General features: G+C 68.3%; 26 protein-coding genes and 1 pseudogene. 20 read left to right on the forward strand and 7 right to left on the reverse strand.

The genetic code is table 11. From position 1 onward, the window contains the following. Positions 1–163: pseudogene (gene tuf, locus IWC96_RS00545) on the forward strand (elongation factor Tu); the annotation flags it as partial. 259 nt (positions 164–422) lie between these two features. On the opposite strand, the gene IWC96_RS00550 reads toward tuf, so the two are convergent. Together IWC96_RS00550 and IWC96_RS00555 are read right to left on the reverse strand one after the other, a co-directional pair. Next, the gene (locus tag IWC96_RS00550) at positions 423–1,547 is read right to left on the reverse strand and encodes a L,D-transpeptidase (protein WP_021698291.1); all 1,125 of its coding nucleotides are present in this window, start codon (positions 1,545–1,547) and stop codon (positions 423–425) included. Between the two features lie 74 nt (positions 1,548–1,621). Then, positions 1,622–1,789, reverse strand: a complete 168-nt coding sequence (locus IWC96_RS00555) for a hypothetical protein (RefSeq protein WP_021698290.1) — start codon at positions 1,787–1,789, stop codon at positions 1,622–1,624. Between the two features lie 125 nt (positions 1,790–1,914). On the opposite strand from IWC96_RS00555, the gene IWC96_RS00560 reads away from it, so the two are divergent. From IWC96_RS00560 to rplA, 4 genes are all read left to right on the forward strand, one after another. Further along, positions 1,915–3,057 (forward strand): GNAT family N-acetyltransferase, encoded by a 1,143-nt coding sequence (locus IWC96_RS00560; RefSeq protein WP_021698289.1) that lies wholly within the window; start codon positions 1,915–1,917, stop codon positions 3,055–3,057. Between the two features lie 2 nt (positions 3,058–3,059). Then, positions 3,060–3,956 (forward strand): hypothetical protein, encoded by an 897-nt coding sequence (locus IWC96_RS00565; protein ID WP_021698288.1) that lies wholly within the window; start codon positions 3,060–3,062, stop codon positions 3,954–3,956. A 338-nt stretch (positions 3,957–4,294) separates the two neighbouring features. Next, positions 4,295–4,723, forward strand: a complete 429-nt coding sequence (rplK, locus tag IWC96_RS00570; RefSeq protein ID WP_021698287.1) for a 50S ribosomal protein L11 — start codon at positions 4,295–4,297, stop codon at positions 4,721–4,723. Positions 4,724–4,728: 5 nt separating this feature from the next. Then, positions 4,729–5,418, forward strand: a complete 690-nt coding sequence (gene rplA / locus IWC96_RS00575) for a 50S ribosomal protein L1 (protein WP_021698286.1) — start codon at positions 4,729–4,731, stop codon at positions 5,416–5,418. A gap of 652 nt (positions 5,419–6,070) precedes the next feature. Here the strand turns inward: rplA and IWC96_RS00580 are convergent. Both IWC96_RS00580 and IWC96_RS00585 read right to left on the reverse strand, forming a co-directional pair. Further along, positions 6,071–7,240, reverse strand: a complete 1,170-nt coding sequence (locus IWC96_RS00580) for an aspartyl/asparaginyl beta-hydroxylase domain-containing protein (RefSeq protein WP_262423625.1) — start codon at positions 7,238–7,240, stop codon at positions 6,071–6,073. Between the two features lie 456 nt (positions 7,241–7,696). Beyond that, complete coding sequence (locus IWC96_RS00585) at positions 7,697–7,864, reverse strand: hypothetical protein (protein ID WP_196838175.1); 168 nt, start codon at positions 7,862–7,864, stop codon at positions 7,697–7,699. Positions 7,865–8,269: 405 nt separating this feature from the next. Between IWC96_RS00585 and IWC96_RS00590 the strand changes: the two genes are divergently transcribed. The 3 genes from IWC96_RS00590 to rplL all read left to right on the forward strand — a co-directional run bounded on the left by IWC96_RS00590 (position 8,270) and on the right by rplL (position 10,100). Further along, positions 8,270–8,839 (forward strand): DUF2059 domain-containing protein, encoded by a 570-nt coding sequence (locus IWC96_RS00590; protein WP_158332144.1) that lies wholly within the window; start codon positions 8,270–8,272, stop codon positions 8,837–8,839. Positions 8,840–9,143: 304 nt separating this feature from the next. Next, positions 9,144–9,659 carry a 50S ribosomal protein L10 gene (gene rplJ / locus IWC96_RS00595; RefSeq protein WP_021698282.1) on the forward strand — a complete coding sequence of 172 codons (516 nt, stop codon included), beginning with the start codon at positions 9,144–9,146 and terminating at the stop codon, positions 9,657–9,659. A 57-nt stretch (positions 9,660–9,716) separates the two neighbouring features. Further along, the gene (gene rplL, locus IWC96_RS00600; RefSeq protein WP_021698281.1) at positions 9,717–10,100 is read left to right on the forward strand and encodes a 50S ribosomal protein L7/L12; all 384 of its coding nucleotides are present in this window, start codon (positions 9,717–9,719) and stop codon (positions 10,098–10,100) included. A gap of 63 nt (positions 10,101–10,163) precedes the next feature. Here rplL and IWC96_RS00605 read toward each other — a convergent pair whose 3' ends face one another. Then, positions 10,164–12,101, reverse strand: coding sequence for a M61 family metallopeptidase (locus IWC96_RS00605; RefSeq protein WP_196838176.1), 1,938 nt, complete (start codon positions 12,099–12,101; stop codon positions 10,164–10,166). A 184-nt stretch (positions 12,102–12,285) separates the two neighbouring features. Between IWC96_RS00605 and secG the strand changes: the two genes are divergently transcribed. From secG to eno, 6 genes are all read left to right on the forward strand, one after another. Then, positions 12,286–12,699, forward strand: a complete 414-nt coding sequence (gene secG, locus IWC96_RS00610; protein WP_021698279.1) for a preprotein translocase subunit SecG — start codon at positions 12,286–12,288, stop codon at positions 12,697–12,699. Between the two features lie 88 nt (positions 12,700–12,787). Continuing rightward, on the forward strand, positions 12,788–14,437 hold the full coding sequence (locus tag IWC96_RS00615) for a CTP synthase (RefSeq protein ID WP_021698278.1): 1,650 nt from the start codon (positions 12,788–12,790) through the stop codon (positions 14,435–14,437). Further along, on the forward strand, positions 14,437–14,991 hold the full coding sequence (locus tag IWC96_RS00620; RefSeq protein WP_021698277.1) for a GNAT family N-acetyltransferase: 555 nt from the start codon (positions 14,437–14,439) through the stop codon (positions 14,989–14,991). The genes IWC96_RS00615 and IWC96_RS00620 overlap by 1 nt, the downstream gene beginning before the upstream one ends. Positions 14,992–15,190: 199 nt before the next feature. Further along, positions 15,191–15,373 carry a 50S ribosomal protein L32 gene (gene rpmF / locus IWC96_RS00625; RefSeq protein WP_045319302.1) on the forward strand — a complete coding sequence of 61 codons (183 nt, stop codon included), beginning with the start codon at positions 15,191–15,193 and terminating at the stop codon, positions 15,371–15,373. Positions 15,374–15,509: 136 nt separating this feature from the next. Next, positions 15,510–16,115 carry a hypothetical protein gene (locus tag IWC96_RS00630; RefSeq protein WP_196838177.1) on the forward strand — a complete coding sequence of 202 codons (606 nt, stop codon included), beginning with the start codon at positions 15,510–15,512 and terminating at the stop codon, positions 16,113–16,115. Between the two features lie 79 nt (positions 16,116–16,194). Beyond that, positions 16,195–17,472, forward strand: coding sequence for a phosphopyruvate hydratase (gene eno / locus IWC96_RS00635; RefSeq protein ID WP_196838178.1), 1,278 nt, complete (start codon positions 16,195–16,197; stop codon positions 17,470–17,472). Between the two features lie 22 nt (positions 17,473–17,494). Here eno and IWC96_RS00640 read toward each other — a convergent pair whose 3' ends face one another. Beyond that, entirely contained in the window at positions 17,495–18,352 is an 858-nt protein-coding gene (locus IWC96_RS00640) for an ABC transporter permease subunit (protein ID WP_021698273.1), read from the reverse strand. Then, positions 18,342–19,247, reverse strand: coding sequence for an ABC transporter ATP-binding protein (locus IWC96_RS00645; protein ID WP_196838179.1), 906 nt, complete (start codon positions 19,245–19,247; stop codon positions 18,342–18,344). The genes IWC96_RS00640 and IWC96_RS00645 overlap by 11 nt, the downstream gene beginning before the upstream one ends. A 100-nt stretch (positions 19,248–19,347) precedes the next feature. Here IWC96_RS00645 and IWC96_RS00650 point away from each other — a divergent pair, with 100 nt between their 5' ends. The 6 genes from IWC96_RS00650 to IWC96_RS00675 all read left to right on the forward strand — a co-directional run. Then, positions 19,348–20,568 (forward strand): ectonucleotide pyrophosphatase/phosphodiesterase, encoded by a 1,221-nt coding sequence (locus IWC96_RS00650; protein WP_021697162.1) that lies wholly within the window; start codon positions 19,348–19,350, stop codon positions 20,566–20,568. 86 nt (positions 20,569–20,654) lie between these two features. Then, positions 20,655–22,094 carry a Do family serine endopeptidase gene (locus IWC96_RS00655; RefSeq protein WP_231378737.1) on the forward strand — a complete coding sequence of 480 codons (1,440 nt, stop codon included), beginning with the start codon at positions 20,655–20,657 and terminating at the stop codon, positions 22,092–22,094. A gap of 39 nt (positions 22,095–22,133) precedes the next feature. Next, on the forward strand, positions 22,134–23,444 hold the full coding sequence (locus IWC96_RS00660) for a replication-associated recombination protein A (RefSeq protein ID WP_196838180.1): 1,311 nt from the start codon (positions 22,134–22,136) through the stop codon (positions 23,442–23,444). Positions 23,445–23,474: 30 nt separating this feature from the next. After that, positions 23,475–23,849, forward strand: coding sequence for a DUF1622 domain-containing protein (locus IWC96_RS00665; protein ID WP_021697159.1), 375 nt, complete (start codon positions 23,475–23,477; stop codon positions 23,847–23,849). 63 nt (positions 23,850–23,912) lie between these two features. Continuing rightward, positions 23,913–24,374, forward strand: a complete 462-nt coding sequence (locus tag IWC96_RS00670; protein ID WP_021697158.1) for a hypothetical protein — start codon at positions 23,913–23,915, stop codon at positions 24,372–24,374. A gap of 38 nt (positions 24,375–24,412) precedes the next feature. Further along, a partial coding sequence (locus tag IWC96_RS00675; protein WP_196838181.1) for an RNA pseudouridine synthase occupies positions 24,413–25,020 on the forward strand: 608 nt, incomplete at its 3' end.

The raw sequence follows: 25,020 nt of genomic DNA on the forward strand, positions 1-25,020 counted from the left end.
CGTGCACCTGAAGGAAGGTGTCGAGATGATCATGCCCGGCGACAACGCCGAGCTGAACGTCGAGCTGATCACCCCGATCGCCATGGAAGAGAAGCTCCGCTTCGCCATCCGCGAAGGCGGCCGCACCGTCGGCGCCGGCGTCGTGGCCAAGATCACCGAGTAAGCTCGGTCTTCTGAATAGCTGAAATGCAGACCCCCGTCGGAGCGATCCGGCGGGGGTTTTGCTTCGTGGGCTCTAGTCTCCCTCTCCCGATGGGAGAGGGCTGCGCGCACGGATGCGTCAGCATCCGTTCTTCGCGCGCAGGGTGAGGGTCGGATGTTTCCAATTACAGCCGGACGACCCTCATCCCCCGCGCGCAGAACCTCCGCTACGCTCCGGTGCGCGGGTTCCCCTTCTCCCAATGGGAGAAGGGCGCCAAGCCTCACACAAACTCCACCACCACGCCCTGTTCCACGCCGGACGCCAGCTGTTCAGCGTCCCAGTTGGTCAGGCGGACGCAGCCGCTGGAGGCGGTCTTGCCGATCTCCGCCGGATCGGGCGTGCCGTGGATGCCGTAGGTGTCGCGCGACAGGTCGATCCACACCGAGCCTACCGGATTGTTCGGGCCCGGCGGGATCACCACCGCCCTGCCGCCGCTGGCCGAGCTCAGTCGCGACGGGTCATAGGTGTAGTTGGGCTCCGGCGCGACGGCCCGCACCGTGTGGGTGCCGGAGGGGGAGGGGGTCTCGCCGCTGCCGATGGTGGCCGGATAGAAGGCGAGCAGTTCGCCGTCCGCATCGAAGGCGCGCACCGAGCTCTCGTTCTTGTTGACGACGATCCGCGCCACCTCGCCGTCCAGCTCGGCCGGTCCGGTGGAGGCCACCACGATTGTCTGGCCCGCGCGGCCGAAATCGACCCCGGGGTTCAGCGCGTCCAGCAGGGCCTCGCTCATGTGGAATTTCTCGGCCAGCGCCTCGCGGGCGTCGGCGTACCCGACCGTCTCCAGGTCGCCCAGATCCTCCATGTCCTCGGGCAGCTCGCCGATGAACGGGCCGGCCGCGTCCTCCTCGGTGATGGTGTAGTCGGTCAGCACCCGGTTGCTGTCGCCCGAGGTCAGCTGCTCGAATACCGCGGCGCTCAGTTCGCCGGTCACCTCCAGGTCGTTGGCTTCCTGAAAGGCGGCGATGGCCTGACGGGTGTTCTCGCCGCCCAACCCGTCGATGATGCCGGGCGAGAAGCGGGTGCGGTCCAGCAGAATCTGCGCGCGGACCATGGCCGGCTCGGGCCGCGCGTCCTCGGGCAGTTCGCCCTCCACCGCGCCGCCGCGATCCGTCGACGCGTCGCTGCCCTGATCACCTGACGTCTCACCGTCAGCCGCCTCGCCCTCATCGGATGCAGGCGGGGTGAAGGTGGCCGACTCGATCGACTGGCGCAGCCGCGAGGCCTCGTCCGAGGCCGGACTGGCGGCCTCCGTCTCGGCCCGCTCGGGCTCCCGGTCGCCGCAGGCCGCGGTGGCCAACAGGGGCAGGGCGGCGAGCAGGGCGAAACGGGAAGGACGAATGATCATTGCAGGCTCCGGTCAGGGGGTGTCCCTGACCAACCCGGCACAGCCGCCCCTGTTCCACTCAGTCGGCAGTAGCGTCAGGGGTTCTCCTTGCCTGTCGCCGGATCGGTCTCGGTCTCGCCGGAGTTGGAGGAGCCCTTGGCCCCCTTGGGCTCGGTGGCGGGGCGAGGCGGCTCCCCCTCCTTGGCGGGCTTGCGCAGCTCTTCGTTTTCGACAGAGCGGTTGTCCGGACGTTCGTCGGTCATGGCCTTGATCTCCTGTGTGTTTCTGTCAACGCCCCGACAAGCGGTGGGGTTTCGTTCACCATGCCCCTAAACCGTCCTGCAACGGGGACAGGGTTAAGGTCCCGCCCATGCGACAGGAGCCCGGCATGCAAACCCTGACCGTCGAGATCATGGCGGCCGACGCCCTGGGCGAGTCCGAATGGACCCTCTGGCGCGAGATGGTCGCCGCCAATCCGGACCTGACCTCCGCCTATTTCCGCCCCCGCTTCACCCGCGTCGCCGCCCGCGTCAGCCCGGGCGCGGCCGTGGCTGTGCTGCACCGGGGCGGCGAGATCGTCGGCTTTTTCCCGTTCCAGCGACGCGGCGGCTCGATCCTGCCGCTGGGCGCGCCCATGAACGACTTCCACGGCGTCATCGCCCGCCCCGGCGAGGCGCCCGAACTGCATGAGCTGGCCCGGCTGTTGAACGCCCCGCGTCTGAACGTGGGCGCCTGGGTGGGCGAGGCGAGGGGGCTGGTCGAACGCGACTGCCTGATGGTGGCCCTGCCAGAGGCGGGCTACGACGCCTGGTACGCCGAGCGCCGCGAGACCGAGCGCAAATACTTCAAGGACAAGGAGCGCGCCCGCCGGGGGCTGGAGCGCGACCTGGGTCCCATCGAGACCCGCACCAACCTGAGGGACACGGCCCTGCTGGACCACCTGATCGCGCTCAAGCGCGACCAGTACCGCCGCACCGGCCGCCACGACATCTTCGCCTGCGGCTGGACCCGGGATCTGCTGCACGCCCTGATGGACGAGCAGGAGGGCGACTTCGGCGCCTCCATCGCCACCCTGACGGCGGGCGACACCGTGGCGGCCATGGAGTTCTCCCTGCACGCCGGGACCCGCTGGCATTTCTGGTTCCCGGTCTATGAGCCCGCCGCGGCGCGCTGCTCGCCGGGCATCATGCTGAGCATGGACACCATGCGTCTGATGGGCGCGCGTGGCTACCGCGTGTTCGACTACGGCTTCGGCGGCGAGGGCTACAAGAAGTACTTCTGCAACGCGTCCCAGACCGTGCGCGAGGGCGTCATCGTCCGACCCGGCCTCGGCGCGACGGTCAGCCAGGCGGCGGCGGGCGTGCTCGACGCGGCGGGCGGCGAACGCGGCGTGCGGCTGCGCGACAGCGTGCGTCGCCGCTGGTCCGCCATTGAGGCCTGCGAGACCAGGCCGGGCGCCCGCGCCCGCGGCGTCATCCAGGCGGCCCGCGCCGCCCTGGCCAAGGCGGCCCCCGCCCGCGCCGAGGCCTGAGCATGGACGGAACCCGCTACACCGGCCCCATCCGCGAGGCCCAGGTCTTCCCCCACGGTCTGGTGGCCGCCGGTTTCGCCGAGGACGACCGGCTGGCCCAGGTGCTGGACCGCTATCCGGCCGCCCTGATCGACATCAACCTCTATGACTATCAGGACGACGGCGGCCACACCCTGCGCACCGGCGCGCGCGGCGCCCTCAACGGCGCGGACCTGCTCAAGGCCATCCAGCAGGGGCGGCTGTGGGTCAATCTGCGCGACGTGCAGGACGGCTGGCCCGAGCTGTGGGCCGCCGCCATGGACGAGTTCAGCGCCATCCAGTCGGCCCTGCCGGGCCTGAAGGCCGTGCGCAACGCCGGCCAACTGATCCTGTCCTCGCCCAAATCCGGCGCGCCCTACCACTTCGACAATGCCGGCGTGGTCCTGTTCCACATGCGGGGCCGCAAGCGCGTCTTCGTCTATCCGGGCGACGAGACCCACCTGCCCGAGCGCAGCATGGAGCAGGTCATCGCCCTGCAGACCACCGAGGAGATCCCCTACCGCCCCGACTTCGAAGCGGACGCCACGGTGATCGATCTGGAGCCCGGCCAGGCCCTGACCTGGCCCCTCTACGCTCCCCACCGGGTTCGCAATCTGGACCAGTTCTGCGTCTCGCTCTCCATGGACTTCCAGACCTGGGGCTCGCGCTTCCGCAACGGGGCCCTGTTCACCAATGCGGTGCTGCGCGAGCGCGGCGGGCGTCCGCGCCCCACCGACCGCATGGCCCGCCCCGAACTGGCCGCCCGCTGGGCCGCCTCGCTGGCGCTCAAGAAGGCCGGGGTGATGAAAAGCCGCATCCACGACCTGACCCGCGACTTCGAGCCCGACGCGGAGGGTGCCGACGGGGTCCGGGCGCTCTGACTTTCCCTCTCCCGATGGGAGAGGGCTGCGCGCAGCGGGATGCGAAGCAAGCCGCTCCTTTGCGCGCAGGGTGAGGGTCGAGTATCTCCTCGACCCACCGAACCCTCATCCCCCGCGCGCAGAACCTCCGCGCTGACGCACTCCGGTGCGCGGGTTCCCCCTTCTCCCGTCGGGAGAAGGTCCCTGCATCGTTTGCCTTTCCACCCCCGCTCTGATAGACGCCCGCCTTCGCTCCCGTGACCCCGGTCCCGGAGGCGTCAAATCCGTGGGAGGCCGCCATGCCGCACCACGGCTCACCGGCCCCGATTGAGTTCGGGGCTTCATAACAGGAGAGATCAATGGCCAAGAAGATTCTCGGCTACATCAAGCTGCAGGTGCCGGCCGGCGCGGCGACCCCGTCGCCCCCGATCGGCCCCGCCCTCGGTCAGCGCGGCGTCAACATCATGGGCTTCTGCAAGGAGTTCAACGCGCGCACCGAGTCGTTCGGCAAGGGCACGCCCCTGCCGACCGTGATCACCGTCTATCAGGACAAGAGCTTCACCTTCATCACCAAGACGCCCCCGGCGACCTGGTACCTGAAGGAAGCCACCAAGCTGAAGTCGGGCGCCAAGCTCACCGGCCGCGAAACGGTCGGCAAGATCACGCGCGCCCAGCTGCGCGAGATCGCGGAAAAGAAGATGAAGGACCTGAACGCCAACGACATCGAGGCGGCCGCCAACATCATCGAAGGTTCGGCCCGTGCGATGGGCCTGAAGGTGGAGGGCTGATCGACATGGCAAAGCAACCCAAGCGCATCCAGGCCTGGACCGGCGATCGTGAGACGCCGATGGCCTTCGCCGACGCCATCAAGGCCGTCAAGGACAACGCCAAGGCCAAGTTCGACGAGTCGATCGAGATCGCCGTCAACCTGGGCGTCGACCCCCGTCACGCCGACCAGCAGGTCCGCGGCGTCGTCAACCTGCCGTCCGGCACCGGCCGCGACGTGCGCGTCGCCGTCTTCGCCAAGGACGCCAAGGCCGACGAAGCCCGGGCCGCCGGCGCCGAACACGTGGGCGCCGAAGACCTGTACGAGAAGATCAACGGCGGCTTCATGGAGTTCGACCGCGTGATCGCCTCGCCCGACATGATGGCCCTCGTCGGCCGTCTGGGTAAGGTGCTGGGCCCCCGCGGCCTGATGCCGAACCCCAAGGTCGGCACCGTGACCCCCAACGTCGCCCAGGCCGTCAAGGACGCCAAGGGCGGTGCGGTGGAGTTCCGCGTCGAGAAGGCCGGCATCGTGCACGGCGGCATCGGCAAGGCCTCCTTCACCCAGGACGCCCTGGAAGCCAACGTCAAGGCGTTCGTCGACGCCCTGTCCAAGGCCCGCCCCTCGGGCGCCAAGGGCACCTATGTGAAGAAGATCAGCCTGTCCTCCACCATGGGCCCGGGCTTCAAGATCGACCCGTCCTCCCTGGGCGCCTGATCGGCTTCAAGGCTTGAACGAATGAGGCGGCGGAGAGCAATCTCCGCCGCCTTTTTCATTGGCTCCTTCCTTCTCCCCTTATGGGTGGAGGAGGACGCCGAAGGCGCTCGACGACGGGTGGGCTGCGGAGCAGGTCGGATGAGGGGTATGGTTCAGTCTCCCGGCGGCCGATGCCGGGGCGCAACCCGGTGCCAACTTTGACCGGTCAGCCATCAGGCTTCCGCCCGCCGATGTAAATCGGACCCACTCAACAAGAAGGCTAGGCCTGGAGGTGCAGATCGCCACCGCTCGGGTAAGTTGTTGTCAGAAGTGACTACCAGCGGTGTCGACCGAATGCGAATCTCATAATGGTGTTTACAACAGCAAACATCATTCCAGCCAGAATAGATAAAATAACGCCTATTACGCTTATCTCGTTAGTCCGACCCATAAAATAAATAAATCCAGATAAAACCCACAGCCATATTAGGAAAAAGAAATTCAAATGGGGTCTTGGTACTGCGATTATATACAAAAGTATCAGAACCCCGGCAGTAACGGCAAAAATATCCATTGCAGCTAGGAGCATATCTAATCTCCAGTTGGCGGCCTTTTTCACATGCACGAAACCTTAGCGCGGTGACCTGGAGGGTGCACGCCTCTCTGCCTGCCTTCACCCCGCCGCCAGATACTCCCTCTGCGCGTTCAGCATGGCGGTGATCAGGGCTTTCTCCGCCTCGGTCAGGAACGGGTTCCACACGTCGAAGATCAGGATCACCCGCATCTGGTCCGCGTCGTTCCAGGCCTCGTGCTCGATGGTGTCGTCAAACACCCAGGCCCGGCCCATCTCCCAGTCCCGCGTCGTATTGCCGACCCGGAACCGCGCCGGCCCCGGCAGGATCAGGGGCAGGTGGGTCAGCAGCCGGATGTTCGATGATCCGGTGTGCGGCGGAATGCGCGTGCGCGGCTTCAGGGCCGAGAAGGTGACCGTGGGCGCATAGCCGTCCTGCATGGCCATGGGCAGGCTTTCCAGCAGGGCCGTCGTGCCCGGGCACCGGTCGCAGGCGCCCTCCTGCTTGACCCCGTCCTTCCACAGGAAGGCCGCGCTCCAGTCCTGGGAATGGTTCAGGTCCTCCCACTGATTGACCGGCACGCCCTTGGGAAAGGCGATGTAGGGGGCGAAGGCCTCGCCCGGATCGGCCAGGAAGGCCTTCAGTTCGGCCACGATCATGTCCGTGCCGGCCTCCAGCCGCTCCAGCCAGGGAAAGTGGCCCCGGTCGTAAAACGAGATGGCGGGCAGGCGGGCGTAGTTGAGCAGCAGGGGCTCCTGCCTGACTGGGGGCGAGAAACCGGCGAACACGTCCAGGCTTTCGTCGAAGCGGTCGCCGTCCTCGCTGCCGCACTGGCCGCGCAGGTCCGCCACCGCGTCGCGCAGATGATCCCGCAGCCGCGCCGCCTCGGCCGCCACCAGATCCCGCGCCTTGCCGATCTGGGCCACCAACTGGGGCGGGCAGCGGCTCTCGGGCGGCGCGATCTTCAGGGCGTTGCGATAGACGCCCACGGCCAGCCGCGGCTTGCCCATCATCTCCAGGATGGCGCCCTTGGAGAGCAGGGCCATGAACTCATAGGGATCGACGGCCAGCACCCGGTCCAGCACCGCCACGGCGCCCGGCAGGTCGCCGCCCAGCCGCAGGGCCAGCGCCCGGGTCATGCCCGAGGCCACCGTGAACCCGCCCGCGTCGGCGTGGTCCAGAAGCGCCAGCGCTCCGGCCACATCGCGCCCGGCCAGCGCCTGGTTGGCCTGCTGAATGGGATCGGAAGCGGGCGGACCCTGCTGAAACACGCGTGCGCCCCTACGCGAACATGACAATCCGGACAGCTTGGCCTCTTTTTCGCCATGGTCAAGCAAAGCCCGACGACGGCGCGCTTAATCCCGCATTTCCCGTAGCCAATGCCTTTGAAAACAAGGCGCCGCCGCCCTGAACCCCTGTTTTTGATCCCGCTGTCTCGGGGCGCCGCACACTGTCGGCATGACCTTCCAGTCTCCGCCCCCTGTCATCCCCGAAACGCCGTCAGGCGCTGTCGGGGACGCCCCGCCGCTCACCGCCGTCCAGATGGCGGACAAGGCCTGGTCCCACCTCCAGGCCGCCGTCGCCGCCGGGCGCCTGATCGAGGCTCGCGGCTGGATGCGCCTGTACAAGGATCTCAAGCCCTTCGCCCGCCATGAGGAGATCGAGGCTCGGGAAGCCCGCATGGAGGACGTTGCACCCCCGTTGCACTGTTTTTCCGCTCCGGAGTCTCACGAACCGCCCCCCGCCGACGACGAACCCCGGCCGAGCCCGCCGCCGATGCGGCCGCCGATCCCTTGCCCGTCAAGGATCTCGCCCGTCTCATCGTCGCGCTCAAGGCCGTCACCGCCCGCGCCGAACAGACGCTCGCCGACCAGACCGTGAGACTCCCGTTGCACTGTTTTTCGCGTCCGGAGTCTCACCACCCGGGACAGGGGCCGTGAGGGCCCTTGTCATCCCCGCCGCAGCCCGGACTTGTTCCGGGGGAGCGGGGACGGGACCATAATTCTCCGCTCACCCCAGCGAAGGCTGGGGTCCAGATCATAAAGCTGGATGGATGGACGTCCTGGCGCGCCTCGACTTGCAGGCTGCCCGCACGCCATCTGGATCCCGGCCTTCGCCGGGATGAGCGGGTGTTGTGCGGCTGCGTCCCGGCTCTCCGCTTCGCTACGGCCGGGATGACAAAAGGGCGGGCTCTCCGCTTCGCTTCGGCGGGGGTGACAAGGGGCGCGTCGGCCCGTTTGACCTTGAGGGTCGAGCCTGCGTCCGCCAAGGTGGAGCGACAAACCGGCGAGGGGGCCGTCATGCGCTTCATTCTGATCACCATCCTGGGCCTGGCCCTGACCACGGCCGCCGCCGCGCAGGAGCCCGGGGCCGAGGCGACGGAAGAGCCGCTGCTGCTGGTCGTTCAGGCGGCTCCGGACGACGAGGCCGCGCGCCGGCTGGAACTGGCGGAACGGTTTGTGGAGCTCTCCCAGGGCGAGAGCCTGGCCGACCTGGCGCAGACCTACATCGACCAGCTGCTGGCCGCTGACACCCAATCCGAGGCGGAGCACCGGGAGTGGTTTCGGGTCAACCTGCCCCGCGAGATGACCAACCTGATGACGGGCATCATGGACAGCCTCGTTCCGGTCTTCGCCGAGCGGCTCACCGTCGAGGAGCTCACGGCGCTGGTGGATTTCTACGAGACGCCGCTGGGGCGATCCATAGCGCAGAAGCAGGTCGAGATCGGCATGGATCAGGGCGCGGCCATGGAGGCCGCGGTGCTGCAGTTCCAGGTGGACCTGATGCGCAAGTTCTGCACCGAGTTCGATTGCTCCGAACCGACCGCCTCCGGCCCCCGTCCAGACAAGCAGGGCGTCCGGCGGAACTAGCCTTTGATTTCCACGACCATGCGTGTATAGAGCGCGCCTTGCGTCGTCGGGCCCCGGTCCGGCGATGTTCCTGTCCGAGAACTTCGGGGTCTGGGGGTCACCTGGACCGTAAGCGCGGAACGGCCGTTCCGACCTGGGGGGAGATGGGGATGCGAACGTCTCGGCCCGCCGCCCTGCGCGACGGACAAGGATCGCCGCTTCCTTCGGACAATACGACCGGCCCGGCGTCATCGCGCAAGCGATGCTGTCTGGCCAAGCGGCGTCGGGATCGTCCCGTCGCCGTAACGACTGAACGGAGACCGCAATGGACCGCGCACAAAAGGCCGAGTCGATCGAGACGCTGAAGGGCGTTTTCGCTGACGCCGGCGCCGTGGTCGTGACCCACAACCTGGGTCTGACCGTTGCGGAAATGACCGATCTGCGTGGCCGCCTTCGTGCTGAAGGCGCCACGTTCAAGGTGGTGAAGAACCGCCTGGCGCTGAAGGCGCTGGACGGCAAGGGCGGCGACGCCGTGCAGGACCTGTTCAAGGGCCCTGTCGGAATCGCCTACGCGCCCGACGCCGTTTCGGCCGCCAAGGTGACCGCCAAGTTCGCCAAGGAGAACGACAAGTTCGTGATCATGGGCGGACTGATGGACGAAACGGTTCTGGACGCCCAAGGCATCGACGCCCTGTCCAAGCTGCCGTCCCTGGACGAACTGCGCGCCAAGCTCGTCGGCCTTCTCAACGCCCCGGCCACCAAGATCGCGGGCGTCGTGCAGGCTCCGGCCAGCCAGCTGGCCCGCGTCATGGGCGCCTACGCCGCCAAGGACGCGGCGTAAGCCGTCTGATCGATCATCTCTGCAAACCTCTGAAATCCATCCGAAGGAAATACTCAAATGGCTGATCTCTCCAAGATCGTTGACGACCTGTCCGCCCTGACCGTTCTGGAAGCCGCCGAACTGGCCAAGCTGCTGGAAGAAAAGTGGGGCGTTTCGGCTGCTGCTCCGGTGGCCATGGCCGCCGCCGGCGGTGGCGCTGCTGCTCCGGCTGAAGCCGCCGAAGAGCAGACCGAGTTCACCGTTGTCCTGACGGACGGCGGCGACAAGAAGATCAACGTGATCAAGGAAGTCCGCGGCGCCCGTCCGGACCTGGGCCTCAAGGAAGCCAAGGACCTGGTCGAAGGCGCTCCGCAGAACGTCGTCGAGAACGTCTCCAAGCAGGCCGCCGAAGAGCTGAAGAAGAAGCTCGAGGAAGCCGGCGCCAAGGTCACGATCAAGTAAGATCGACCCAGCGCAAGCTGAACGGATTGCGGGCCGGGAGAGCGATCTCCCGGCCCGTTTTCTTTAGCGCCGCCGGGGCGTCAGGATGTCGCCCAGACGGTCGCGGGTTCCCTCGATCCGTTGCAGCGTCGGATAGCGCAGGCCGCCGGTGTAGCCGATCTCCACCGTGCGGAAGCGGTCGCCGTTCTTGACGATCAGGCGGATCGGCCCCCCGTCCCTGGCCGCCGTCACCGCCGCGCGCAGCCGCTCGGCCGAAGCGGCGGTGTCGTTGACCGCCACGATCTCCCAGCCCTGGGTCAGGCCCGCCTCGAACGCCGGGCTGTCCCACAGGACGTTGGTGATGCTGTTGGAGGACGACAGGCTGAACCCCAGCGAGAACAGGAAGTCCCGGCCCCAGTCGGCCCGCACCCGCTTGTAGGCCGCGTCCGGCGTCTCCACGAAGGCCAGCCGGTATCCGCCCCGCTCGATGCCGTCCAGCGGCGCCTCGGCCTCCGGCCCCACGGCGTCCAGCCGCGTGCGCAGGAACCCGGCCCAGTCATGCTCGTGGGCCACGTTCAGCGCCGCCACCACATCGTCGAAGGTGTAGGGCCGGGGCTCCCACACCCCGTCCTCGATGCCGAAGAAGGCCCGGGCGAAGTCGTCCAGCGAGCGCCGGTCCCGGGTGGCCTCCCGGATCAGGGTGTCCGCGTCCAGCCACATCAGCAGGGCCTCGCGGTAATAGTCCCCGCCCGTGCGCGACCAGGTCGACCACGGCGTGGACGAGCGATAGCCCAGCAGGTTCTGGTTCACCGTATCCTGCAGCGCCCGCCACTCGCGCCCGCGCTGGGCGTCATAGAAGGCCGCGGTCCAGGCCAGGTTGGCCAGCGCCATCTCCCGCGTCACCAGCTCGGACCGCGCCGCCAGCACCGCCCCCCAGTACTGGGTCTGGCCTTCATAGACCCACAGCAGGCTGTTCTGGACCGGCACGTTCAGATTGGGCGTCGCCTGATCCGCCGGGCGCCGGAACTTGCCGTTCCAGCTGTGGGCGTACTCGTGGGGCAGCAGCTCCAGATCGCCATAGGGCGCCGAATCCCAGTCGGAGAACATGTCCGCTTCCAGGGTGTTCTCCGACGAGCGGTGATGCTCCAGCCCGATGCCGCCCAGACGGTCCGTGGTCGCCACCAGGAACTCGTACCGGTCGAACGGCCGCACCCCGTAAAGCCGATCGGCCTGATCCACCAGATTGCGGAACGGCTCCAGCCGGGCCTCGACCTCGGTCAGCTCCGCCGCATCATCGGCCACCACATGCATGTTCACCGGGGTGCGCCCGCCCGGGTCCAGATCGAACACCCGATAGTGGGCCCCCGCGAACATGGGGCTGTCGGCCAGCATCTCCACGCTGATGGGGGCGAACACCGCCTCGCCGCCGACGAAGGTCTCCGTGTCCAGCGCCACGCCGTAGTTCCAGCCGTCCGGCAGGCGCACGGTGGTCTGCACCATGATCCCGTCATGCGCATAGCCCGCCGGATAGAGCAGCAGCTTCTCGAACTGCAGGTTCAGCATTTCCGGCGTCATCAGCACCCGCCACTGGCTGGGGCTGAGCTGGCTGAGATAATCGAACGAGACCTCGATCTCGCTGACGCCCGCGGGAACCTCGATATGGAAGGCGTAGGGATCCAGCGGGTCGCGCACCCATTCCACGCGCTCGCCACCTGCGCTGACCTGAACCCCGGCCACCAGCTGGATGGGCCCTGTGGCCGCGTGGTTGCCCGGCAGGTATTTGGGATACAGCAGCACCATCGGCCCGGCCTGGGCCACCGGAATGGTCTGGCGCACCCGGATGATCTTCCGTTCGGTGTCCGTGGCGTCCACATGGTGCCGGATCACGCCGGGATAGGGCTGGGCCGCCGGCGCCGGAATGGGCGGCAGCTCGCGGGGCAGGGCGGGCGTTCCCACCTGGGCGGCGACGGGCAGGGCCGTCAGCAGGGCGGCGGCGCAGGCGGACAGGATCAGACGCTTCATCGAACTTCCCGGATTCGGCCGCTCGTGGCGACCCCGGCGCAGGGTTTCGGGCCAGTCGCCGTGCGTCAAGGGTGCGTGCGCCTCTGACGCGGCTTACGGCAAGCCATGCGTTGCCCCGCGCGCGCAACAATGATAGACGCCGCCGCTTGATTGGCGCGCCCTCGCGCCACATATCAGGCCCGCCATGCTCCAGACCATTCTCCTCGTCGTCATGATCCTGATCGGCCTCGCCCTGACCGGCGTGGTGCTGCTGCAACGTTCCGAGGGCGGCGCCCTCGGCATGGGCGGCGGCGGCAACAGCTTCATGACCGCGCGCGGCGCAGGCAACCTGCTGACGACCCTGACCTGGTGGCTGGGCGGGGCCTTCGCGCTCTGCGCCATCAGCCTGACCATCGTCGGCAACATGGAGCGTGGCTCCAGCTCGATTCTGGACGCCGCCACCGTGGGCTCCATCGACCTGGACGCCGCCCAGACGGCCCCGGCCGCCGAGCAGCCCACGGCCCCCACAGCGCCGACCGGTCCCTCGCTCGACGATCTGGAAGCCAGCCTTCCCGCCGCCCCGGCCGCCCGGCCGGCCGGCGACGAGCCCGCCCAGTAGGATGCGGAGGGCGGTTATCCACCGCCTCCGGCCACACCCTCAAAGTCTCCGCAGTACGCCGCCCGAATCGGCGGTAAGGTAATTTCCCATGCCTCGTTATGTGTTCATCACCGGCGGCGTGGTCTCCTCATTGGGAAAAGGCCTCGCTTCCGCCGCCCTCGGCGCGCTTCTGCAGGCTCGCGGCTACACAGTCCGCCTACGTAAGCTCGACCCCTATCTGAACGTCGATCCGGGGACCATGAGCCCCTATCAGCACGGCGAGGTCTTCGTCACCGACGACGGCGCCGAGACCGACCTGGACCTGGGCCACTATGAGCGCTTCACCGGGGTGTCGGCGGCCCGGACCGACAACGTCACCACCGGCCGCATCTATTCGACCATCCTGGAGAAGGAGCGGCGAGGGGACTATCTGGGCGCCACCGTCCAGGTGATCCCGCACGTCACCGACCAGATCAAGCAGTTCTGCCTCAGCCCCGCCCAGACCGATGACGGCCAGGACGTGGACTTCGTGCTGATCGAGATCGGCGGCACCGTCGGCGACATCGAGGGCCTGCCGTTCTTCGAGGCCATCCGCCAGCTGGGCCAGGACCTGCCCCGCGGCCAGAGCTGCTTCGTCCACCTGACCCTGCTGCCGTTCATCAAGACGGCCGGCGAGATGAAGACCAAGCCGACCCAGCACTCGGTCAAGGAGCTGCGCTCCATCGGCATCCAGCCCGACATCCTGCTGTGCCGCTGCGAACAGCCGATCCCGGCGGACGAGAAGCGCAAGATCGGCCTGTTCTGCAACGTGCGTCCCTCGGGCGTCATCCAGGCCATGGACTCCGCCGACATCTATGCGGTGCCGCTGGACTATCACCAGGAAGGCCTGGACGCCGAGGTCCTGGCCCATTTCGGCATCGATGACGCGCCCGAGCCCGACCTGTCGGGCTGGGAGGAGATCGTCCGTCGCCGCACCAACCCGGACGGCGAGGTCACCGTGGCCGTGGTCGGCAAGTACACGGTGCTCAAGGACGCCTACAAATCCCTGATCGAGGCGCTGCACCACGGCGGCGTGGCCAACAACGTCAAGGTCAACATCGACTGGGTCGAGGCCGACACCTTCGAGGGCGCCCGCGACGCCTGCGAGGAGCGGCTGCAGGGCGCTCACGCGGTGCTGGTGCCTGGCGGTTTCGGCGAGCGCGGCGCCGAGGGCAAGATCCAGGCGGTGCGCTTCGCCCGCGAGCGCAACATTCCCTATTTCGGAATCTGCTTCGGCATGCAGATGGCGGTGATCGAATCGGCCCGCCACCTGGCCGGGCTGGAGAAGGCCACCTCCACCGAGTTCGGCCCGGCCGAGGAGCCCATCGTCGGCCTGATGACCGAATGGACCCAGGGCAACCAGCGCATCATGCGGGCCCAGGGCGGAGATCTGGGGGGCACCATGCGTCTGGGCGCCTATGACTCCATCCTGATCGAAGGCTCGAGGATCGCCGAGATCTATGGCTCGACCGAGATCAGCGAGCGGCACCGCCACCGCTATGAGGTCAACATCAACTACCGCGACGCCATCGAGCGGGCTGGCATGACCATCTCCGGCCTGTCGCCCGACGGCGTCCTGCCCGAGACTGTGGAGCGCGCCGACCATCCCTGGTTCATCGGCGTGCAGTACCACCCGGAACTGAAGAGCCGCCCCTTCGCCCCGCATCCCCTGTTCGCCAGCTTCATCGCTGCGGCGGTGGTCCAGAGCCGGCTGGTGTGATGACCCCGGGCGTGGTGCTGAGCACACCGCGACTGACCTTGCGGCCGGCGCGGTGGGACGATCTGGACGCCATGCACGCCGTGCTGTCCGACCCGCGCGCCACGCGCTGGTGGTCCACGCCGCCGCATCAGACCCTGGATCAGACGCGGGCCTGGCTGGGCGCGATGATCGACTCACCGCCCGAGCTGGCAGAGGATTTCGTGGTCGAGTTCGAGGGCCGGGTCGTGGGCAAGGCGGGCTTCTATCGGCTGCCCGAGATCGGATTCATCCTGCATCCCGATGTGCAGGGGCGCGGTCTGGGGCTGGAGGCCGCGCAGGCGGTGATCGCCCATGTGTTCGCCACGCGCGACCTCGATCGCCTGACCGCCGAAGCCGATCCGGACAACACCGCGTCCATCGCCCTGCTGACCCGGCTGGGGTTTCGTGAAACCGGCCGGGCCGAACGGACCATGCAGGTGGGCGACGCATGGGTCGACAGCGTCTGGTTCGCGCTGAGCCGGGCCGACTTTTCACGCGCCCATGGTCAGCAGTTCAGGAACGAAGAGCAGTCATGAGGTCCTGTCCATTCCATCTCGCCGACGGCGATGGCCGCCATGGGCTGGAGGCGTTTTCGCTTGTGTGCAGCCCCTTGCGTTTGCCCGCCCTCTGAGGCATAAGCCCGCGCTCACGGGGCGGCCTGCATGGGCCGCCGCTATTGTTTTCGCGTCCGACCGCAGGGTTCGGCACGCTCCGACCAGACTGGATGAGACGGACATGGCCGTTCCGAAGCGCAAAGTATCTCCCTCGCGTCGCAACATGCGACGGGCCCACGACGCCCTGGGCGCCAACGCCTACACCGAGGACAAGGACACGGGCGAGCTGAAGCGCCCGCACCACATCGACCTGAAGACCGGCACCTACCGCGGCCGTCAGGTTCTGACGCCCAAGGAAGACTAGGCCTTTAGACCTGCCGTCCCGTCCAACGTCGCGCGAAGCGCGAAGGCCGGGCGGGATAGAAGATTTTACGGCGCGCGAGTTCATCGCGCGCCGTTTTCGTGCGTTGTTCTCTTCGGACCAACCCGGAGAACCACCCATGATCCGCGCCCTCATCCTGCCTTCCATCGCTGTCCTCGCCCTGGCTGCCTGCGGCCAGTCCGAGGAGCCCGCCGCTTCGGCCCCCGAAACGCCGGCCGAAGCGCCCGCCCAGACCCCTGATCCCAACGCCCTGAGCGCCCAGGGCTGGGGCCCGCTGCGCATCGGCATGACCCGCGCCGAGGTGGTCGCGGCTCTGGGCGAGGACGCCAACCCCGACGCCGTCGGCGGCCCCGATCCCGAATCCTGCGACCAGTTCCGTCCCGAACGGGCGCCCGAGAACCTGCTGCTCATGCTGGAGCAGGGCGTGCTGACCCGGATCTCCGTGTCGAATGGCTCCGATCTGCAAACCGATCGGGGTTTCAGCGTCGGCGACAGCGCCGCCGCCATCAAGGCCGCCTATGGCGCCGACGCCCAGGTCAGCCCGCACAAATACGCCGAGGCCCCGGCTGAATACATCACCGTCTGGACCGACGGTCCTTCGGACGAACCCTACCGTGAAGACGCCGACGCGCGCGGCGTGGTCTACGAGATCGGCACGGACGGAAACGTCAGCATGATCCACGTGGGCGGGCCGTCCATCCAGTATGTGGAAGGCTGCGCGTAACAGGCTTTCAGTTGGCTATGGAGGGCGCGCGGGCTAAAGGCTGGCGCGCCCTTTCCAATTCTCGCACCGGGACCTGACCATGACCGACATCGCCGACATCACCGCCCGCCAGATCTTGGACAGCCGGGGCAATCCGACGGTCGAGGTGGACGTGGTGCTGGAGGACGGCGCCTTCGGTCGCGCGGCGGTGCCGTCCGGCGCCTCGACCGGCGCCCACGAGGCGGTGGAGAAGCGCGACGGCGACAAGGCCATGTGGGGGGGCAAGGGCGTCCAGCAGGCGATTGACGCCGTGAACGGGGAAATCTTCGATGCCCTGTCGGGCATGGACGCCGAGGACCAGCGCCGCATCGACATGTCCATGATCGAGCTGGACGGCACCCAGAACAAGGGCAGACTGGGCGCCAACGCCATCCTGGGCGTCAGCCTGGCCGCGGCCAAAGCCAGCGCCGTCTCGGCGGGCCTGCCACTGTACCGCTATGTGGGCGGCGTCTCGGCCCGCATGCTGCCCACCCCGATGATGAACATCATCAACGGCGGCGCCCACGCCGACAATCCCATCGACATCCAGGAGTTCATGATCCTGCCCACGGGTGCGGAGAACTTCTCTGAAGCCTTGCGCATGGGCGCGGAGATCTTCCACAGCCTGAAGAAGGCGCTGAAGGACGCGGGCCACAACACCAATGTGGGCGACGAGGGCGGCTTCGCGCCGAACCTGAAGTCCGCCGACGAGGCCCTGACCTTCATCACCAAGGCGGGCGAGGCGGCCGGCTATCTGGCGGGCGAGGACTTCCAGCTCGGCCTGGACGTGGCCTCCACCGAATTCTTCAAGGACGGCAAGTACGTCATGGAGGGCGAAGGCAAGACCATCGATCAGGAGGGCATGGTCGCCTATCTGGCCGACCTGTGCGCGCGCTTCCCAATCGTCTCCATCGAGGACGGCTGCGCCGAGGACGATTTCGACGGCTGGCGTCTGCTGACCGAGCGTCTGGGCGACAAGATTCAGCTGGTGGGCGACGACCTGTTCGTGACCAATCCGGCGCGTCTGGCGGCGGGCATCGGCGAGGGCCTGGCCAACTCCATCCTCATCAAGGTCAACCAGATCGGCACCCTGTCCGAGACCCTGGATGCGGTCGAGATGGCTCACCGGGCGGGCTACACCGCCGTCATGAGCCACCGCTCGGGCGAGACCGAGGACTACACCATCGCCGACCTGTCGGTGGCCACCAACTGCGGGCAGATCAAGACCGGCTCGCTGGCCCGCTCGGACCGCACGGCCAAGTACAACCAGCTGCTGCGCATCGAGGAGATGCTCGGCGATCAGGCCCTGTACGCCGGCGACGGCATGATCCTGAGCTGATCAGCCGACTCGAGCGGCGGGATCACTCCTTAGACAGGTCCTGCCGCTCGAAGATCGCCAGCGCAGCCAGCAGGGGCAGGACGGTCCAGCCGATCAGGCTGATCCAGGCCTTCACCTGAAGAGCGACCGGCACTCCCGGCGCGCCTTCGCCGCCCAGGATCATCTCCCCGAGCCTGTCGAAGGCCTGTCCGGGCAGCAGCAGTTGCAGGGTCCAGCTGTCGGGCATGACGCCCATTCCCATCAGCATGGGCGCTCCGAGGGCCTGGGCGGCGCCTAGGGCCATGGGAATGAACAGGGCGGCCAGCAGGGACCGCGTCGCCACCGCGGCAAGCAGGGCGATCATGGCGAACTGAACGACCCTCAGCCACCCCAGGCCGAACAGGCCGAGGAAGGCGCCGATCTGCTCACCGCTGAGGCTGAACGTCACATCCCGTTCGAAGATGGCCGCGCGGATGGGCTCGCCGATCATGCTGAAGATGAGCAGGGCGGCCATGGCGGCGAAGGCCAGGACGATCAGGGCGGCCAGCTTGCCCAGAATCAGGTTGGAGCGCCGGTTGCGCGCCCGGATCAGACGCCAGGTCTCCCACCGGTAATCGCCCGCGAACAGGGTCGCCGCGCCGATCAGCACGAACAGCAGCACCGGGCCGCCGGCCAGGGAGGCGGCGTTGCTGACCAGGGCCGCGCCCAGGTTCAGCGGCTCGGAGACCATGCCCAATTCGGCGCTGACCTCGGCCAGTTCGGCCTGGTTGCCCTTGGCGGCGAAGCTTACGACGAGCCCCAGGATCAGCGCCGCGATCGGTACGAACAGCACGCTCCAGAACACGGCGGTGCGGTTGCGGGCGAAACGATAGCCCTCGGCGCGAATGGCGTCAGCCAGCATGGGGCGCGTCCTCTTCGGTCAACTGGTTGAAGACGCTCTCCAGGTCGGCTCCGACCCAGCGCGCCTCCTCGATCTCGGCGCCCTTTTCCGCAAGGGCGCGGATCAGGGCGGGCGCCTCGGACCGCTCGATGGCGGCCAGAACCGCATCGCCGTCGCGCGAGCCCTTCATGCCCAGCAGGCCCAGCGCCGCATCGGCGGGCCGCAGGGTCAGGCGCAGGCGCTCGCGCCCGGCCACCAGATCGGCGACCGCGCCCTCAGCCGAAAGCCGCCCCTTGTTCAGAATGGCCACCCGGTCGCACAGCTTCTGGACCTCGGCCAGCTGGTGGCTGGCGATCACCACCGTCACCCCGTCATCGTCGGCCAGCGACCGGATCAAGGCGCGCATCTCCTGAATGCCGGGCGGGTCCATGCCGCTGGTGGGTTCGTCGAGGATGATCAGCTCGGGCCGGGTCATCAGGGCCGCGGCCACGCCGAGCCTCTGGGCCATGCCGACGGAGAAGCCCCGCACCTTGCGGTCGGCGGCCGCCGTCAGGCCCACCCGCTCCAGCCAGGCGGCGATGGCGGTGCGGTCCACGGCCTGACCGTGGCCCAGCGACACCCACTCCAGCACCTGCCGGGCGGTCATGTAGGGCGGAAAGCGCGGCGTCTCGATCATGGAGCCCATGCGCCGCATGGCGTTGACGTCCCCGACGGGACCGCCCATCACCCGCGCCTCGCCCGCCGTGGGCCGGATCAGGCCGAGCAGGATGCGGAACAGGGTGGACTTGCCCGCCCCGTTCGGCCCCAGAACGCCGTAAACCCCGCCGCGCGGGATCGTCAGGCTGAAATCGTCCAGGGCCTTCACCGCCCCGTAGGCCTTGGACAGGCCGCGTGTCTCGATGACCGGTTCGCTCATGAGCTCGAGCTTGCGGGGTGCGCCGCTCCGTCGCAAGCCGTAAGACGCCTGTCACGGATTAAGATTAGGCAATGAGGCCATTGCCGAGTCCGGAGTTCCCATGTCCCGCCTGTTGCTGATCCTGTTCGCCCTGACCCTGTCGGCCTGCGCCACCATGGCGCCGGAGGAGGGGGCTCCCGGCGCCCGGCCGCTGGTGATCCTGGTGGGAATCGACGGGTTTCGGCCGGACTATCTGGACCGGGGCGTGACGCCCACCCTCAGCGACCTGCGCGCGGACGGCGCCTTCGCCGCCATGCGGCCGTCGTTCCCCAGCGTGACCTTCCCCAACCACTACACCCTGGTGACGGGCCTGCACCCGGACCGCCATGGCATCGTCAACAACACCATGGTTGACGCTGAACTCGGTCGCTTCTCGCTCGGCAACGCCGCCGCCGTCACCAATGGCGACTGGTGGGACGAGGGTGAGCCCATCTGGGTCACGGCCGAGCGCGCGGGCCTGACCACCGGGACCATGTTCTGGCCGGGCTCGGAGGCCGAGATCGACGGCGTGCGCCCCCGCCACTGGACCGTCTTCGACCAGTCCCTGCCCGGCGATGCGCGGGTGGACCGGGTGCTGGCCTGGCTGGATCTGCCGGGCGGCCAGCGGCCCGACTTCGCCACCCTGTATTTCGACATCGTGGACACGGCCGGACATCATCACGGCCCCGCCGCTCCCGAGACGAGCGAGGCCGTCGCCTCCGTGGACGCCTCCATCGCCCGGCTGATCGCGGGACTTGAAGCGCGCGGCCTGGCGGATCGCACCGTTCTGGTCATCGTCGCCGACCACGGCATGGCCGCGACCTCGCCGGATCGCGCCGTCTATCTGGACGACCTGATCAACATGGAAGCCGTTCAGGTCGTCCACGCGGGCGCCTTCGCCGGCCTCAACCCCGCGCCGGGCCATGAGGCGGAGGTCCAGTCCGCCCTGGTCCGCCGTCACCCGAACATGGAATGCTTCAACAAGACGGATCTGCCGGCGCGCCTGGCCTATGGCCGCCATCCGCGCGTGCCCGCCATCCTGTGCCTGCCCGACACCGGCTGGCTGGTGGCCACCCGCGCGTGGCCCGTGCGGGGCCCCGGCGGCGCCCACGGCTATGATAACCGGGCGCCGGAGATGGCCGCCCTGTTCATCGCCAGCGGTCCCGGCATCCGGTCGGGCGTGACCCTTCAGGACATGGACGCCGTGGACGTCCAGCCCTTGCTGGCGCACCTGCTGGGGATCGCCGCGCCCCACGGCGACGGTTCGCTTGAGGATGTCGCGCCGGCCCTGATCCGGCCCTGACCGGGGCGGGCCGTGCGGGGCCCCGCTCTTGCCCCGCCTTGATCCTGTCCCAAATCAGGGGTCAGCTTGGCATCGTGACATTCCGCATGAACAATTCCCTGATCCAGACCATGAAACTGTCCTCCGCCGCCCTTGCCGCCGTTCTGGTTCTCGCCGCTTGCGGCAACGCCGACGAGACCGCCGCCCAGGACGGCGGCTTCCCCGAGCCCAACACCTTTGGAAGCACAGAGCGGGTGGTCCCGGGCGACGCCGGCGCCATGCGCACCTCGTTCGCCCCCGTGGCCGCGGCTGCGAGCCCGGCGGTGGTGAACATCGCGGCGGTGTCCAGCCGGCGCACGGACCCCTTCTTCGAGATGTTCACCGGCCGCTCCCGGCAGCAGGCGTCCTCCATCGGCTCCGGCGTCATCGTGCGCTCCGACGGGGTGGTGGTGACCAACAACCATGTCATCCAGGGCGCCCAGCAGATCACCGTTACCCTGGCCGACCGCCGCGAGTACCGCGGCGAGGTGCTGCTGGCCGACCCGCAGTCCGACATCGCCGTGCTGCAGCTCCAGGACGTGGAGGGCGGCCTGCCGGTTCTGCCCATCGACGATCAGGAGCAGCATCTGGTGGGCGATCTGGTGCTGGCCATCGGCAATCCGTTCGGCGTGGGCCAGACGGTGACCAACGGCATCATCTCGGCCCTGAACCGCACCAACACCGGCATTTCGGACGCCGCCTCCTTCATTCAGACCGACGCGGCCATCAATCCGGGCAACTCCGGCGGGGCGCTGGTGGACATGGACGGCGACCTGATCGGCATCAACACCGCCATCTTCTCGCGCTCGGGCACCTCGGCCGGCGTCGGCTTCGCCGTACCCGCCCAGACCGTGCGTCAGGTGCTGGAGAGCGCCCTGGGCGGCGCCGAGGCGGTGATCCGGCCGTGGCTGGGCGTGCGCAGCGAACCCGTCACCGCCGAGATCGCCCGCAGCCTGGGCCTGCCCCGTCCCCAGGGGGTGCTGGTCACCTCCCTGTATCCGGGCGGACCCGGCGACCGGGCGGGCATCCGAGAGGGCGACGTCATCACCGCCGTGGACGGCGTCGAGATCAACGACGCCTCGGGCCTAAACTTCCGCGTCGGCTCGCGCCGCCCCGGCGAGCGGGCGCAGATCGCCGTCCTGCGGGATGGAGGCAGCCAGGTCGTGAACGCCACCGTCCAGCCGCTTCCCGGGGACCGCGACCCCGATCAGGTGCTCATCGAGCGGGGTCTGATGGCCGGCGCCACCGTGGCCGCCTATTCGCCGGCCCTGGCCGACCGCATCGGCGGCGACGCCTTCGCGGCCGGGGAGGGGGTGATCGTCACCCGTCTGTCGGGCCGGGGTTACGCCGCCCGCGCGGGCTTCCGTCCGGGCGACATCGTGCGCGAGATCAACGGCCGCGAGATCGGCTCGGTCGCCGAACTGCAACAGGCGCTGGCCGCTTCCGCGCGCTGGGAAGTCACCATCGAACGGCGGGGTCAGCGCATCAGCGGCCGCTTCGGCGCATGACCGGATGACGGGGAGGCGGCCAGCGCCTATCTGTCCAACATGACCGATCTGTTCGAAGCCTCAGGCGTTCACCCTCCCGACGCGCCCCTGGCCGACCGCCTGCGTCCGCGTTCGCTGGAAGAGGTGGTGGGTCAGGACCATCTGCTGGGCGAGGGCGGTCCGATCCGCCGCATGATCGAGGCCGGACGCCTGGGCTCCATGATCCTCTGGGGTCCGCCGGGCACGGGCAAGACCACCATCGCCCGCCTGCTGGCCCAGGCGGCGGGCTATCAGTTCCAGCAGATCAGCGCCGTGTTTTCCGGCGTGGCGGACCTGAAGAAGGCGTTCGAGACCGCGCGCGGCCGCCGCGCCGCCGGTCAGTCCACCCTGCTGTTCGTGGACGAGATCCACCGCTTCAACCGCGCCCAGCAGGACGGCTTCCTGCCGTTCGTGGAGGAGGGGATCGTCACCCTCGTGGGGGCCACCACCGAGAACCCGTCGTTCGAACTGAACGGCGCGCTGCTGTCCCGTTCGCAGGTGTTCGTGCTGAAACGGCTAGACGACGAGGCGCTGGGTCAACTGTTGACGCGGGCGGAGGCGCAGGAGGAGAAAGACCTCCCCCTCACCCCCGAAGCGCGCCATGCCCTGCTGGCTCTGGCCGATGGGGACGGCCGTTATCTGCTGACCATGTCAGAGGTGCTGTTCGGTCTGGCTGGCGGGGAACCGCTGGACGTCCAGGCCCTTGCCGGGACCTTGCAGAAGCGCGCACCCGCCTACGACAAAAGTCGAGAAGAGCACTATAACCTCATATCTGCATTGCATAAATCGGTTCGCGGATCGGACCCGGATGCCGCCCTCTACTGGCTGGCGCGGATGCTGAACGGGGGCGAGGACCCGCTCTATCTGGCCCGCCGCATCGTGCGCATGGCGGTGGAGGACATCGGCGAGGCGGACCCCCTGTCGATCCTCGTCGCCAATGCCGCGAAGGACACCTACGACTTTCTGGGGTCGCCCGAAGGCGAACTGGCCCTGGCACAGGCGGTGGTCCATCTGGCCACCGCACCCAAGTCCGTCGGCGTCTATGAAGCGTACAAGGCGGCGTCAAAGGCCGCCCGCGAAACGGGCAGCCTCATGCCCCCCGCCCACATCCGCAATGCGCCCACGAAGCTCATGAAGGACCTGGGGTACGGCAAGGGCTACCAGTACGACCCGGACACGCCTGAGGGCTTTTCGGGCGCCAACTACTTCCCCGACGAGATGGAGCGCCGGGTCTTCTACAAGCCCAAGGGCGAGGGGCATGAGGCGAAGGTCAGGGAGCGGCTGGAGCGCTGGGCGGCCATGCGGGCGGGGATGACGCCGCAGGACGACTGAACCCCATCCCTACGGCCACGTTAGGCCCGGATGGAGCCTGAAAGCCTCAAGAGCGTCGTCCTGTGGCTGGCGACCGGTGTTGAACTGCTGGCGGTGATCATCATCGCCGCCGCCGTGGTCGAGGCGGTGGTCCGGGTCGTGGGCGCCTTCAACGCCGAATTGCATCCGGAGGGCCGCACCTATCCGGCCTTGAGCAAGAAGGAGGAGATCCGGCTGCGGCTGGGTCGCTGGCTGGTGCTGGGGCTGGAGTTCCTGCTGGCCGCCGACATCCTCAAGACCGCCGTGGCGCCCACCTGGACCGAGATCGGCCAACTGGCCGCCATCGCCGCCCTGCGCACCGCCCTGAACCACTTCCTGCGCCGCGAGATCGAGCATGCGCGGGGGCAGCCTGAAAGTGACGCTTGATAACCGTTGCCGTTCGCGGAAATCGGCGTAGCGTCCGCCCATCGGCAACCTGGGGAGGAAACAATGACCGATACCAATACGGGCGCTTCGTCCGCGGCAAAGGCGCCATGGCACCTGTGGGTGGTGGGGATCGTCTCGCTGCTCTGGAACGGCTACGGCGCCTTTGACTTCGTGATGACCACCACGCGCGGCGAGGCCTACATGCGCGAGATGGGCTTCTCGCAGGCCATGATCGACTACTATCTGGCCATGCCGACGTGGATGTGGGGGCCCTGGATTCTGGGCGTCTGGGGCGCGGTGATCGGCTCTATCCTGCTCCTGCTGCGCAACAGACTGGCGGTTCCGGCCTTCGGCCTGTCCCTGCTGGGCGCGGTCATCAGCCTGATCTACGGCCAGTTCATCAACCCGCCGCCGCTGCCGCCCGAGATGGCGATGATGAGCTACATGTCTTGGGTCATCGTCGTGATCGCCGCCCTGCTGGCCTGGTACGCCTGGACCATGGGCAAGAAGGGCGTTCTGCGCTGAGGGCTGACGGGCGGCCGGGAATGGCCTAAGTCGCGGGCGTGAGTTTCCAGCCGCCCGTCACCCTGTCCGATCAGGACATCGCCGCCGTCCGCTCGTGGATCATCCACGAGGACGCGCACGTCATCGCCTTCGACAAGCCTTCGGGCCTGTCCAGCCAGGGCGGGCGCATTCAGGCGCATACGCTGGACGATTTGCTGTGGGCCTTCGCCCGGTCGAACGGCAAGCGGCCCGATCTGGTGCACCGGCTGGACCGCGACACCTCCGGCGTGATTCTGGCGGGCAAGACCAAGCCGGCGACGGCCTTTCTCGGCAAGGCGCTGCAGGCCAAGCGGTTCCGCAAGACCTATCTGGCCCTGATCGAATCCGAGCCGGACCCGCGCGGCGGCGAGATCGACGCCCATCTGCTGCGTCAGGAGGTCGGCCGCGAGAGCCACATGCGCGTGGTGGAGGAGGGCACGCCCGGCGCCCAGCCGTCGCGAACCCGCTACCGCACCCTGTCCGCCAACGATCAGGGCGCCCTGATCGAGCTGGAGCCCATGACCGGGCGCATGCATCAGCTGCGTGTGCACATGGCGCACATCGGGCGGCCCCTGGTGGGCGACGCCCGCTATGGCGGGGCCCTGACTTTTTCCGGCGGCGCGGCGCC

The organism is Brevundimonas sp. BAL450 (assembly GCF_015767455.1).
Classification (GTDB): domain Bacteria; phylum Pseudomonadota; class Alphaproteobacteria; order Caulobacterales; family Caulobacteraceae; genus Brevundimonas; species Brevundimonas abyssalis.

Excerpts from the sequence above, each read along its gene's own strand:
- IWC96_RS00565 (WP_021698288.1), top strand. The coding sequence starts at position 3,060 with ATGGACGGAACCCGCTACACCGGCCCCATCCGCGAGGCCCAGGTCTTC.
- IWC96_RS00665 (WP_021697159.1), top strand. The coding sequence starts at position 23,475 with ATGGAGCCTGAAAGCCTCAAGAGCGTCGTCCTGTGGCTGGCGACCGGT.
- IWC96_RS00640 (WP_021698273.1), bottom strand. The coding sequence starts at position 18,352 with ATGCTGGCTGACGCCATTCGCGCCGAGGGCTATCGTTTCGCCCGCAAC.
- rplL (WP_021698281.1), top strand. The coding sequence starts at position 9,717 with ATGGCTGATCTCTCCAAGATCGTTGACGACCTGTCCGCCCTGACCGTT.
- IWC96_RS00670 (WP_021697158.1), top strand. The coding sequence starts at position 23,913 with ATGACCGATACCAATACGGGCGCTTCGTCCGCGGCAAAGGCGCCATGG.
- rplJ (WP_021698282.1), top strand. The coding sequence starts at position 9,144 with ATGGACCGCGCACAAAAGGCCGAGTCGATCGAGACGCTGAAGGGCGTT.
- eno (WP_196838178.1), top strand. The coding sequence starts at position 16,195 with ATGACCGACATCGCCGACATCACCGCCCGCCAGATCTTGGACAGCCGG.
- IWC96_RS00655 (WP_231378737.1), top strand. The coding sequence starts at position 20,655 with ATGAACAATTCCCTGATCCAGACCATGAAACTGTCCTCCGCCGCCCTT.
- IWC96_RS00660 (WP_196838180.1), top strand. The coding sequence starts at position 22,134 with ATGACCGATCTGTTCGAAGCCTCAGGCGTTCACCCTCCCGACGCGCCC.
- IWC96_RS00615 (WP_021698278.1), top strand. The coding sequence starts at position 12,788 with ATGCCTCGTTATGTGTTCATCACCGGCGGCGTGGTCTCCTCATTGGGA.
- IWC96_RS00650 (WP_021697162.1), top strand. The coding sequence starts at position 19,348 with ATGTCCCGCCTGTTGCTGATCCTGTTCGCCCTGACCCTGTCGGCCTGC.
- IWC96_RS00605 (WP_196838176.1), bottom strand. The coding sequence starts at position 12,101 with ATGAAGCGTCTGATCCTGTCCGCCTGCGCCGCCGCCCTGCTGACGGCC.
- IWC96_RS00630 (WP_196838177.1), top strand. The coding sequence starts at position 15,510 with ATGATCCGCGCCCTCATCCTGCCTTCCATCGCTGTCCTCGCCCTGGCT.
- rplK (WP_021698287.1), top strand. The coding sequence starts at position 4,295 with ATGGCCAAGAAGATTCTCGGCTACATCAAGCTGCAGGTGCCGGCCGGC.
- secG (WP_021698279.1), top strand. The coding sequence starts at position 12,286 with ATGCTCCAGACCATTCTCCTCGTCGTCATGATCCTGATCGGCCTCGCC.
- rpmF (WP_045319302.1), top strand. The coding sequence starts at position 15,191 with ATGGCCGTTCCGAAGCGCAAAGTATCTCCCTCGCGTCGCAACATGCGA.
- IWC96_RS00550 (WP_021698291.1), bottom strand. The coding sequence starts at position 1,547 with ATGATCATTCGTCCTTCCCGTTTCGCCCTGCTCGCCGCCCTGCCCCTG.
- IWC96_RS00590 (WP_158332144.1), top strand. The coding sequence starts at position 8,270 with ATGCGCTTCATTCTGATCACCATCCTGGGCCTGGCCCTGACCACGGCC.
- IWC96_RS00645 (WP_196838179.1), bottom strand. The coding sequence starts at position 19,247 with ATGAGCGAACCGGTCATCGAGACACGCGGCCTGTCCAAGGCCTACGGG.
- rplA (WP_021698286.1), top strand. The coding sequence starts at position 4,729 with ATGGCAAAGCAACCCAAGCGCATCCAGGCCTGGACCGGCGATCGTGAG.
- IWC96_RS00555 (WP_021698290.1), bottom strand. The coding sequence starts at position 1,789 with ATGACCGACGAACGTCCGGACAACCGCTCTGTCGAAAACGAAGAGCTG.
- IWC96_RS00560 (WP_021698289.1), top strand. The coding sequence starts at position 1,915 with ATGCAAACCCTGACCGTCGAGATCATGGCGGCCGACGCCCTGGGCGAG.
- IWC96_RS00620 (WP_021698277.1), top strand. The coding sequence starts at position 14,437 with ATGACCCCGGGCGTGGTGCTGAGCACACCGCGACTGACCTTGCGGCCG.